Origin of the sequence: Sphingobacterium sp. JUb20 (assembly GCF_004342035.1) — a bacterium.
Lineage (GTDB): Bacteria > Bacteroidota > Bacteroidia > Sphingobacteriales > Sphingobacteriaceae > Sphingobacterium > Sphingobacterium anhuiense.
In genome coordinates this window covers 1-12095 of the sequence record NZ_SLYV01000009.1, presented here as the reverse complement: position 1 = coordinate 12095, position 12095 = coordinate 1, and the positions used below count along the sequence as shown (strand labels likewise).

The window sequence follows — 12095 nt, the reverse complement described above, 5'->3', positions numbered from 1 at the left end:
TTCATCAAACATTATTTATGGCAGATCAAAGTTTAAAATGGTACGTAGTTCGTGCAGTGAGTGGTAAGGAGAAGAAGGTAAAGCAATATATCGATGCCGAAGTTAGCCGTTTAGGAATTGAGCATTTGATTACTCAAGTGTTGATTCCGATGGAGAAGTACTATTTGATGCGTGATGGAAAGAAAGTGGCTAAAGAGCGTAACTACTATCCTGGATACGTTTTGCTGGAGGCTGCTTTAGATGGTGAGTTGGAACACATTATAAAAGGAGTTAATAGTGTCATTGGATTTTTAGGGGATAAAGCAGGTAATGCTATTCCGTTGCGCCAAGCTGAGGTTAATCGTATTCTAGGTAAAGTAGATGAGATGGCTGAGCAAGGTGAGACAATTAATGTACCATATTACGTTGGTGAGACAGTGAAAGTGAATGATGGTCCATTTAATGGTTTCACAGGTGAGATCGAAGAAGTTCATGAAGATAAGAAAAAACTGATTGTGATGGTGAAAGTTTTCGGAAGAAAAACACCATTGGAATTAAACTACATGCAAGTAGAAAAAGAATAATAAAAAGAGCAAAGTACAACTTTGCTCTTTTTATGTTAAAATAAATTTGCAAATAGATTTAATTCTATATATCTTTGCACCTCATTTGGTGGTTAAACGCAAGTTAATAACCAGGTGAAATAATAAATGTTACGTTATTTGCTTCCAACTTACTAACAAACATTTAATAATTTAATTCAAAACAAGATGGCAAAAGAAGTCAGTGCGTTAGTAAAATTACAAGTTAAGGGCGGAGCTGCGAATCCATCTCCACCAGTAGGACCTGCTTTAGGTGCTAAAGGTGTGAACATTATGGATTTCTGTAAACAGTTCAACGCTCGTACGCAAGACAAACCAGGAAAAGTATTGCCTGTTGTCATTACAGTTTACGCTGATAAATCTTTTGATTTTATCATTAAAACTCCACCAGTTGCTATTCAATTGAAAGAAACTGCGGGTTTAAAAAGCGGTTCAGGTGAGCCTAACCGTAAGAAAGTAGCTTCAGTTACTTGGGAACAAGTAGAAGTTATTGCTAAAGATAAAATGGTAGATTTAAACGCGTTTACTTTAGATGCTGCTATGAGAATGGTAGCTGGGACAGCACGTAGTATGGGGATTACTGTAGCAGGTAATGCTCCTTGGAACAATTAATTAAGAAATCAATTTAAGAAAAGTGGCTAGATTAACAAAAAATCAAAAAGCGGCACTATCCAAAATTGAAGCTGGTAAAGCATACTCTTTAAAGGAAGCTGCGGCTTTAGTTAAAGAAATCTCATTGACCAAATTCGATGCTTCTGTGGATATCGACGTTCGTTTAGGCGTAGATCCCCGTAAGGCAAATCAAATGGTTCGTGGTATTGCAACTTTACCTCACGGAACTGGTAAAACTGTACGTGTTTTAGTTTTATGTACTCCTGATAAGGAAGAAGAAGCTAAAGCAGCAGGTGCTGACTTCGTGGGTTTAGATGAGTATATCAGTAAAATTGAAGGCGGTTGGACTGACGTTGATATCATTATTACAATGCCTAGTGTGATGGCTAAAGTAGGTAAATTGGGTCGTATTTTAGGCCCAAGAAACTTAATGCCAAATCCTAAAACTGGAACTGTAACTACAGAAGTAGGTAAAGCAGTGACAGATGTTAAAGGCGGTAAGATTGATTTCAAAGTTGATAAAACTGGTATCATCCATACTTCAGTTGGTAAAGCGTCGTTCGATGCAGACAAAATTTATGAAAACGCATTAGAGGTATTACAAACTATCTCTCGTTTGAAACCGTCTGCAGCAAAAGGAACATACTTTAAAAGCATTCACATTTCATCAACTATGAGTCCTGGTATTCATATTGAGACTAAATCAGTAGCGGGTATTTAATCATGAGAAAAGAAGAAAAACAAGAAATTGTTCAAGCTCTTGCCGAGCAGATTAAATCTTACGGTAATTTCTATATTACTGACACTTCTGAATTATCGGTTGAAAAAGTGAACGGCATTCGTCGCAAGTGTTTCGAAGGTGGTATTGAAATTAAAGCTGTTAAAAACACTTTAATCAAAAAAGCATTAATTGAAGCTGGTGTTGATTCAGAAGAAATTATTGGCGCATTGAAAGGTGCATCTACAATGATGTTTTCTGAGGTAGCAAATGCTCCAGCAAAATTAATTCAAGCTTTACGTAAAGAAGGTGATAAACCTTTGTTAAAAGCTGCTTATATTCAAGAAACTGCATTCGTAGGTGACAATCAGTTGAAAGCATTAGTGAGTCTTAAATCTAAAAATGAACTCATCGCTGACGTTATCGCTGCATTGGAATCTCCTGCTAAGAATGTTATTTCAGCTCTTCAATCGGGTGGAAATACAATTTCAGGTTTAGTAAAAGCTTTAGAGCAAAGAGGTTAACGAATACTCTTTTAAAATAAAACATTCGTACTATTAATAATAACAATTTTTCATAACGACATTCAAAAATTCAAAATAAAATGGCAGATTTAAAACAACTTGCTGAGCAGTTAGTAAACTTGACAGTAAAAGAAGTTAAAGAACTAGCTGATATCTTAAAAGACGAGTACGGTATCGAGCCTGCTGCTGCTGCTGTTGCAGTTGCTGCTGCTCCAGCTGAAGCTGCTGCTGCTGAAGAGAAAACATCTTTCGATGTTATCTTGAAAGAAGCTGGTGGTGCTAAATTAGCTGTAGTTAAATTAGTAAAAGATTTAGCTGGATTAGGCTTGAAAGAAGCTAAAGATTTAGTAGACGGTGCTCCTAAAGAAGTTAAAACTGGTGTTTCTAAAGACGAAGCACAAGCGTTGAAACAACAATTAGAAGAAGCTGGAGCTGTTGTTGAGATTAAATAATCTTAGCTAACAAGCCCTCAAAAGGTTTAGACTCTGACGTATTTTCGTTAGAGTCTATTCCTATTTATGATATTTGACTACTAGTCTATGTGTGTGCTGAACATAGTCGAGATGTAGTAATAACAGCATAGTTAAGCTCAGTTTTTTTAAAACTAAAATTCATATCCCCTTGGCAAACAATAATATTCAACAAGAAAGAGTAAATTTTGCGACAAGCAGGAAAGTTCTGGAATATCCAGATTTCTTAGATGTGCAATTGCAATCTTTCAAGGAGTTTTTTCAATTAGAAACTACTTCTGACAACCGCCATCAGGAAGGGCTGTTCAAGGTATTCTCGGAAAACTTCCCTATTTCTGATTCTAGAAACATTTTTGTGCTCGAGTTTTTGGATTATTTTATTGATCCTCCTCGCTATGATATACAAGAATGTATCGAACGTGGGTTAACTTATAGCGTTCCTCTAAAGGCGAAGTTAAAGTTATCATGTAATGATGAAGAACACGAAGATTTCGAAACTATTGTACAGGACGTATATTTGGGAACTATCCCATATATGACACCGAAAGGTACTTTCGTGATTAATGGTGCGGAGCGCGTAATCGTATCTCAATTACACCGTTCACCTGGCGTTTTCTTTGGTCAAAGTAGACACACAAATGGTACTAAACTATATTCTGCAAGGGTAATTCCTTTTAAAGGATCTTGGATCGAGTTTGCAACTGACGTTAATAACGTTATGTATGCTTATATCGACCGTAAGAAAAAATTCCCAGTTACTACTTTATTACGTGCTATCGGTTATGATTCGGATAAGGATATCTTAGAATTATTTGATCTTGCTGATGAAGTTAAAGTTAGTAAATCTGGTCTTAAGAAATACGTTGGTCGTCGTTTGGCGGCAAGGGTATTGAAAAAATGGATTGAAGATTTCGTTGATGAGGATACAGGTGAAGTTGTATCTATTGACCGTAATGAAATCATACTTGAACGTGAGACTGTTTTAGAAGAAGATCACATTGACTTGATCATCGATGCTGGAGTAAAATCTATTATTTTAGCGAAAGAAGATGCATCTAACAATGCGGACTATTCAATTATATATAACACATTACAAAAAGATACGTCTAACTCTGAGAAAGAGGCAGTAGAGCATATCTACCGTCAGTTACGTAACGCTGAACCACCTGATGAGGAAACTGCTCGTGGTATCATCGACCGTTTATTCTTCTCGGACAAACGTTACGATTTAGGGGATGTTGGTCGTTACCGCATTAACCGTAAATTGAAATTAAATACTCCTGATGAAACGAAGGTATTGACTCGTGAAGATATCATCGCTATCGTGAAGTATTTGATTAACTTAATCAACTCTAAAGCTGAGGTGGATGATATTGACCACTTATCTAACCGTCGTGTACGTACTGTAGGTGAGCAATTATACGCGCAATTTGGAGTAGGTCTTTCTCGTATGGCACGTACTATTCGTGAACGTATGAACATTCGTGATAATGAGGTTTTCACACCGACAGATTTAATTAATGCACGTACGTTATCGTCTGTTATTAATTCTTTCTTTGGTACTAACCAGTTATCACAGTTCATGGATCAAACTAACCCTCTTGCAGAGATCACGCACAAGCGTCGTCTTTCGGCTTTAGGTCCAGGTGGTCTTTCTCGTGAGCGTGCTGGTTTCGAGGTTCGTGACGTTCACTATACGCACTACGGTCGTTTGTGTACAATCGAAACTCCTGAGGGACCAAATATTGGTTTGATTTCGTCATTAGCTGTTCACGCTAAGATTAATAATTTAGGTTTTATCGAAACGCCATACCGTCGTGTTGAAGATGGTCGTGTTGTGGTTGAAGAACCTGTACATTATTTATCTGCTGAGGACGAAGATGAGAAAACAATCGGTCAAGCTAATGCACAATATGATGATAATGGTAATTTTATCGATGCTAAAGTAAAAGCTAGATATTTTGGTGATTTCCCGGTAATCGAACCTACACGTTTGGATTATATGGACGTTGCACCTAACCAGATTACGTCTATTGCGGCTTCATTAATTCCTTTCTTGGAGCATGATGATGCCAACCGTGCATTGATGGGATCAAACATGCAGCGTCAAGCTGTTCCAATTTTACGTCCACAAGCACCTATCGTAGGTACTGGTCTAGAAGGCCGTGTTGCGAAAGATTCTCGTACATTAATTAATGCAGAGGGTAATGGTGTAGTTGAGTATGTAGATGCGGATGAGATTAAAATTCGTTACGACCGTACAGATGATGACCGTTTAGTATCATTTGATGACGACGTGAAAACATATAGATTGATCAAATTCAAGAAAACCAATCAGAATACTTGTATGAACTTAAAACCTATTGTAGGTAAAGGTCAACGTGTGACTAAAGGTCAGGTATTATGTGAAGGTTATGCAACTGAAAATGGTGAATTAGCATTAGGACGTAACTTGAAAGTTGCATTCATGCCTTGGCAAGGATATAACTTTGAGGATGCGATCGTAATTTCTGAGCGTGTAGCAAAAGAAGACTGGTTTACTTCTCTTCATATTGAAGAGTTTGAATTGGAAGTTCGTGATACAAAACGTGGTGAAGAAGAATTAACAGCAGATATCCCTAACGTTTCGGAAGAAGCGACTAAAGACTTAGACGAAAACGGTATCATCCGTATTGGTGCTGAGGTTAATGGTGGTGATATCTTGATTGGTAAAATCACTCCAAAAGGTGAGTCTGATCCTTCTCCAGAAGAGAAATTATTACGTGCAATCTTTGGTGACAAAGCGGGTGACGTTAAAGATGCTTCATTAAAAGCTTCGCCTTCATTGAAAGGTGTTGTTATTGATACGAAGTTATTTGCACGCGCTAAGAAAATGTCAAAAGAAGTTGAGCGTAAAACATTAGAGAAATTAGAAACAGCACATGAAAGAGCTGTTAAGATTTTGAAAGAACGTTTAGTAGAGAAATTGTTTACAGTTGTAAATGGTAAAACTGCTCAAGGTATCTATAATGTATATAAAGAATTATTAGTAGCGAAAGGAGCTAAGTTTACACAAAAAATCTTAGCTGAATTAGACTACAATAACATCAACCCTACAGGTTGGACAACTGACGAAGATAAGAATGAAATGATTAAAGCTGCTTTACACTTCTATAACATTAAGTTAAACGAAGAGTTAGGTGCTTTCAAACGTGATAAATTCGCAGTTTCTGTCGGTGATGAATTGCCATCAGGTATCGTTCAAATGGCTAAAGTTTACGTTGCTAAGAAACGTAAATTGAAAGTAGGGGATAAGATGGCTGGTCGTCACGGTAATAAAGGTATTGTTGCACGTATTGTACGTGATGAAGATATGCCTTTCTTAGATGATGGAACACCAGTAGATATCGTTTTAAACCCATTAGGTGTACCTTCTCGTATGAACTTGGGACAGATTTACGAAACTGTTTTAGGTTGGGCTGGTCAGAAATTAGGTGTTAAATTTGCAACTCCTATTTTCGACGGTGCTGAAAAAGAAGAGGTAGAAGACTGGGTAGCTAAAGCTGGTTTACCTGCTTCAGGTAGAACTTACTTGTACAATGGTTTAACGGGTGAGCGTTTTGACCAACCAACTACAGTTGGTGTGATCTATATGTTGAAATTAGGACACATGGTTGATGATAAGATGCACGCTCGTTCGATCGGACCATACTCATTGATTACACAACAACCATTGGGTGGTAAAGCTCAATTCGGGGGTCAGCGTTTTGGTGAGATGGAGGTTTGGGCATTAGAGGCATTTGGTGCATCTAATATCCTGCAAGAAATCTTGACTGTGAAATCGGATGATGTTGTTGGTCGTGCGAAAACTTACGAGGCTATCGTAAAAGGAAACAATTTACCAACTCCATCTGTACCAGAATCGTTTAACGTATTGGTACATGAGTTACGTGGTTTAGGTTTAGATATCACATTGGATTAATTAAGCAAAGTGAAGTTTTAGTGATCGCTATGATCACTAAAACTTCTTCATAAAGCTTTAACTTTTGAATAAGTATGTCTTACAAAAAAGATAATAAAATTAAAAGCAACTTTACATCAATTACTGTAAGCTTGGCGTCTCCAGAAACAATTTTAGAGCGTTCAAGTGGTGAAGTTGTAAAACCGGAAACGATTAACTATCGTACCTACAAACCAGAACGTGATGGTTTATTCTGTGAGCGTATCTTTGGTCCTGTAAAGGATTATGAATGTCACTGTGGTAAATACAAACGTATCCGTTACAAAGGTATCGTATGTGACCGTTGTGGTGTTGAAGTTACGGAGAAAAAAGTACGTCGTGAGCGTATGGGACACATTTCATTAGTGGTTCCTGTTGCTCATATCTGGTACTTCCGTTCTCTTCCAAATAAAATTGGTTATTTATTAGGTCTTCCTACCAAGAGACTAGACATGATTATCTACTACGAAAGATATGTAGTTATTCAGGCTGGTATTAAAGAGGATGATGGTATCAACTATATGGACTTCTTGACTGAAGAAGAATATTTAGATATTTTAGATACATTACCGAAAGAAAATCAATATTTAGATGACAACGATCCTCAAAAGTTCGTTGCTAAAATGGGTGCTGAAGCGTTAGAAGAATTATTGAAACGTATTGATTTAGATAAATTATCTTATGATTTGCGTCATCAAGCGGCTAACGAAACTTCTCAACAACGTAAAAATGAGGCTTTAAAGCGTCTTCACGTTGTAGAAGCATTCCGTGGTTCTAGAGATCGTATTGAGAATCGTCCGGAGTGGATGATTGTTAAAATCGTTCCTATTATTCCACCGGAATTGCGTCCATTAGTGCCTTTAGACGGTGGTCGTTTTGCGACTTCAGATTTAAATGATTTATACCGTCGTGTTATTATCCGTAATAACCGTTTGAAACGTTTAATTGAAATCAAAGCGCCAGAAGTAATTTTACGTAATGAAAAACGTATGTTGCAAGAGGCTGTAGATTCATTATTCGATAATTCACGTAAAGTTAACGCAGTGAAAACTGAAGGTAACCGTGCGTTGAAATCATTATCTGATATCTTAAAAGGTAAACAAGGTCGTTTCCGTCAAAACTTATTGGGTAAACGTGTGGATTATTCGGCTCGTTCGGTAATCGTCGTTGGACCGCACTTGAAATTACACGAGTGTGGTATCCCTAAAGATATGGCAGCAGAACTTTACAAACCGTTTATCATTCGTAAGATGATCGAACGTGGTATCGTTAAAACTGTAAAATCGGCTAAGAAAATTGTAGATCGTAAAGATCCAGTTGTTTGGGATATTTTAGAAAACGTGTTGAAAGGTCACCCGGTATTATTAAACCGTGCACCTACGCTTCACAGATTGGGTATTCAAGCTTTCCAACCTACGTTAGTAGAGGGTAAAGCAATTCAATTACACCCATTAGTGTGTACAGCGTTCAACGCCGATTTTGATGGTGACCAAATGGCAGTCCACTTACCTTTAGGTAATGCTGCAGTTTTGGAAGCACAAGTTTTAATGTTGGCTGCTCACAATATCTTAAATCCTGCAAATGGTTCTCCAGTAACAGTACCATCTCAGGATATGGTTTTGGGTCTTTATTATATTACTAAAGGCCGTAAGAGCACACCAGACCATATCGTTCATGGTGAAGATATGATTTTCTATTCTGCTGAAGAGGTGATTATCGCTTTAAATGAGAAGAAAATTGATTTGCATGCTTTTATTAAGGTAAAAACTAAAATCAGAACAAAAGACGGTAGTATTGTTGATACGTTATTAGATACAACAGTTGGTCGTGTTATCTTCAACCAGGTTGTACCTCATGAAGTAGGTTTCATTAACGAGTTATTAACGAAGAAATCTTTGCGTAATATCATTGGAGAAATTGTGAAAACTACGGGTATGGCTCGTGCTGCACAGTTCTTGGACGATATGAAGGAATTAGGTTTCCAAACGGCCTTCAAAGGTGGTTTATCGTTTAACTTGCAAGATTTGAACATTCCTGCTGCTAAAACTGACTTAATTCAACAAGCTACTAACGAAGTTGAAGAGGTAATGAATAACTATAACATGGGTTTCATTACTAACAACGAACGTTATAATCAAATTATCGATATTTGGACACGTATCAACAATAAGTTGACATCACACGTAATGGATATCTTATCGAATGACAACCAAGGTTTCAACTCTGTATATATGATGCTTGATTCTGGGGCGCGTGGTTCGAAAGAGCAAATTCGTCAGTTGTGTGGTATGCGTGGTTTGATGGCTAAACCTCAGAAATCTGGTTCAGCTGGTGGTGAAATTATTGAGAATCCGATTTTATCAAACTTTAAAGAAGGACTTTCAGTATTAGAGTACTTTATCTCTACCCACGGTGCGCGTAAAGGTCTTGCCGATACGGCATTGAAAACTGCCGATGCGGGTTACTTAACACGTCGTTTACATGACGTTGCACAGGATATGATTGTTATTACGCAAGACTGTGGAGGTTTAAGAGGTATTTACACAACTGCATTAAAAGATAACGATGATATTGTAGAACCGTTATATGATCGTATTTTAGGTCGTGTTTCATTATACAATGTATATGATCCTGAAACAGGTGAATTACTCGTTTCTGAAAATGAAGATATTGAAGAAGCTGTTGCTGAACGTATTGAAGCTTCAGGTATTGAGGGTGTTGAGATCCGTACCGTATTAACATGTGAGTGTAAACGCGGTGTATGTGCTAGCTGTTACGGTCGTAACTTGGCATCTGGTAAACGTGTTCAATTGGGAGAGGCAGTCGGTGTAATTGCAGCGCAATCAATTGGTGAGCCAGGTACACAGTTAACGCTTCGTACGTTCCACGTCGGTGGTACGGCTTCTAACATTGCTGCTGAGTCACAAATCTCTTCTAAATATGCTGGTACTGTAGAATTTGAAAACCTACGTACAGTATCTCAAGAAGGTGAAGACGGTACGCATCAAGTAGTATTGGGTCGTTCAGGTGAGATTAAAATTTTGGATGAAACTAAAAAAGTTGTATTCCAACAAAATATCCCTTACGGTTCTCAATTATTCGTTGAAGAAGGAAATCAAGTAGCTAAAGGTGATAAATTAGTATCATGGGATCCATACAATGCTGTTATTATTTCTGAGTTTGCCGGTAAAGTTGAATTTGATGCAATTGTTGAAGGTGTAACTTTCCGCGAAGAGTCAGATGAGCAAACGGGTCACAAAGAGAAAGTAATTATTGAAACTCGTGATAAAACGAAGAATCCTGCTATTAAGATTTTAGATAAAAAAGGTGAAGTAATTCGTACATATAACATTCCAGTAGGAGCTCACGTTTCTGTATCGGACGGTGTAACTGTTAAAGAAGGTGGTATCTTGGTTAAGATTCCTCGTTCTACAGGTAAAACGCGAGATATTACAGGGGGTCTACCTCGTGTAACGGAATTATTCGAAGCGCGTAATCCTTCTAATCCAGCAGTTGTGACTGAGATTGATGGTGTTGTAACTTTAGGTGGTGTTAAACGTGGTAACCGTGAGATCTCTATTGAGTCACGCGATGGCCAGATTAAGAAATACTTAGTTCCACTTTCGAAACATATCTTAGTACAGGATAATGACTTTATTAAAGCAGGTATGCCTTTATCAGATGGTTCGATCTCTCCAGCAGATATCTTATCAATTAAAGGTCCTTCGGCAGTACAGCATTATATCGTAAATGGTATTCAAGAGGTATACCGTCTTCAAGGTGTAAAAATTAATGATAAACACTTTGAGACGATCGTTCACCAAATGATGCAAAAAGTGAATATTGAAGATCCAGGAGATACGCGTTTCTTAGAAAAAGAAGCAGTTAACAAATGGGATTTCATGGAAGAAAATGATTCACTTTACGACAAGAAAGTTGTTGTTGATGCGGGTGACTCTAATGACTTACGTCCGGGACAGATCGTTTCATTACGTAGATTACGTGAAGAAAACTCTAGCTTGAGACGTCGTGATCAAAAACTAGTAGAGGTACGCGATGCTATTCCAGCAACTTCAAGTCCTTTATTACAAGGTATCACTAGAGCTTCGTTAGGAACGAAATCATTTATCTCTGCAGCATCATTCCAAGAGACTACTAAAGTCTTGAACGAAGCAGCTATTGCAGGTAAACGTGATAATTTATTAGGATTGAAAGAGAATGTAATTGTGGGTCACTTGATCCCTTCAGGTACAGGTCTTCGTCAATACGGTAATATTATCGTTGGTTCACGTGAAGAATATGATCAATTATTAGCTTCGAAAGAAGAAGATTAATAATTTTTAATAATACGTAAAAGGGTTGCAGATTTTATTTGCAACCCTTTTTTTGTTTAACATTATACTGCGACTCTTGTATATATGCCTGTTGTAGTTTTAACCTTGTTAAAGAATGAATGCTATTTGGTTTCAGTTACCTCTTGGTGAATAGGCATTTACTACTTTTTGAGAAACATCAGCAAAGCCTCAATCTAAGCCTAGTATACTGAATTCAGTAGCAACAGAGGTTAACGGCTTAGTGTTGATGATCGTTCAACACCAGTTCGAATGTTTAGATGAAATAGTCTTTCATCGGGAGTGGTTGAGCAGGGTGGGAGACTCAAGAAAATAGCACGACATGCTGCATTTGATAAATCGATGTGCGTTCCAGATAAGATTTTCGTTCATTACGTAAAAGTTTTTGTTAAGGATAAGCGGTAAGTGAAGATCTTTTGATGGTCCACATATCGGGTGCTAAAAGTTAATCTACCGAAATGTACATCCCTTATTAAATGATCGGATATTTTCTGTTATTGATAAAAGATTTGCATTAAATGCTTACCTGAGGAGATGTGTATTGGATCGCGAATCATTGTTTTTCTCAGATTAGCAATATTTTTTTGAGCATTATACCAATACATATTATGGTATTGCAGCAATTAGTCATTGAAATGGAGTTCAAGTATAGCAGTCCAAAACACCTTATAAAAGAAGGAACCAGTCCTTTTTTATTCTAGATGTCTTGCTATTGATCTATAGCTTATAAATGAATCATCCAATGTTACAGCTAGTTAACCTTATTATGGAAAAATAAGCGAAAAAAGATTAGGAAGTGATTATAAAAAGTCGCTATCTTTGCACCACTCCGCAAGGGAGGAACGGCTGATCCGAAAGG

The 12095-nt window shown here is 37.4% G+C and carries 7 protein-coding genes; all 7 read left to right on the top strand.

Going from position 1 to position 12095, the window contains the following annotated elements; all coding sequences use genetic code 11:
- The first annotated feature begins 17 nt into the window (after window positions 1-17).
- The 7 genes from nusG to rpoC all read left to right on the top strand — a co-directional run bounded on the left by nusG (window position 18) and on the right by rpoC (window position 11218).
- Entirely contained in the window at window positions 18-563 is a 546-nt protein-coding gene (gene nusG, locus EDF66_RS15625) for a transcription termination/antitermination protein NusG (RefSeq protein WP_132773503.1), read from the top strand.
- A 186-nt stretch (window positions 564-749) separates the two neighbouring features.
- Entirely contained in the window at window positions 750-1193 is a 444-nt protein-coding gene (gene rplK, locus EDF66_RS15620; protein WP_021191050.1) for a 50S ribosomal protein L11, read from the top strand.
- Window positions 1194-1215: 22 nt separating this feature from the next.
- Complete coding sequence (gene rplA / locus EDF66_RS15615) at window positions 1216-1914, top strand: 50S ribosomal protein L1 (protein ID WP_021191049.1); 699 nt, start codon at window positions 1216-1218, stop codon at window positions 1912-1914.
- Between the two features lie 2 nt (window positions 1915-1916).
- On the top strand, window positions 1917-2435 hold the full coding sequence (rplJ, locus tag EDF66_RS15610; protein WP_132773505.1) for a 50S ribosomal protein L10: 519 nt from the start codon (window positions 1917-1919) through the stop codon (window positions 2433-2435).
- A gap of 80 nt (window positions 2436-2515) precedes the next feature.
- Complete coding sequence (gene rplL / locus EDF66_RS15605) at window positions 2516-2887, top strand: 50S ribosomal protein L7/L12 (RefSeq protein ID WP_021191047.1); 372 nt, start codon at window positions 2516-2518, stop codon at window positions 2885-2887.
- Window positions 2888-3056: 169 nt separating this feature from the next.
- Window positions 3057-6866, top strand: a complete 3810-nt coding sequence (gene rpoB, locus EDF66_RS15600; RefSeq protein ID WP_132843673.1) for a DNA-directed RNA polymerase subunit beta — start codon at window positions 3057-3059, stop codon at window positions 6864-6866.
- A 74-nt stretch (window positions 6867-6940) separates the two neighbouring features.
- Entirely contained in the window at window positions 6941-11218 is a 4278-nt protein-coding gene (rpoC, locus tag EDF66_RS15595) for a DNA-directed RNA polymerase subunit beta' (protein ID WP_132843671.1), read from the top strand.
- Window positions 11219-12095 lie beyond the last annotated feature (877 nt).

Bases quoted from the DNA above. Each gene is read 5' to 3' on its own strand.
- nusG (WP_132773503.1), top strand. From the start codon at position 18: ATGGCAGATCAAAGTTTAAAATGGTACGTAGTTCGTGCAGTGAGTGGT.
- rplK (WP_021191050.1), top strand. From the start codon at position 750: ATGGCAAAAGAAGTCAGTGCGTTAGTAAAATTACAAGTTAAGGGCGGA.
- rpoC (WP_132843671.1), top strand. From the start codon at position 6,941: ATGTCTTACAAAAAAGATAATAAAATTAAAAGCAACTTTACATCAATT.
- rplL (WP_021191047.1), top strand. From the start codon at position 2,516: ATGGCAGATTTAAAACAACTTGCTGAGCAGTTAGTAAACTTGACAGTA.
- rplJ (WP_132773505.1), top strand. From the start codon at position 1,917: ATGAGAAAAGAAGAAAAACAAGAAATTGTTCAAGCTCTTGCCGAGCAG.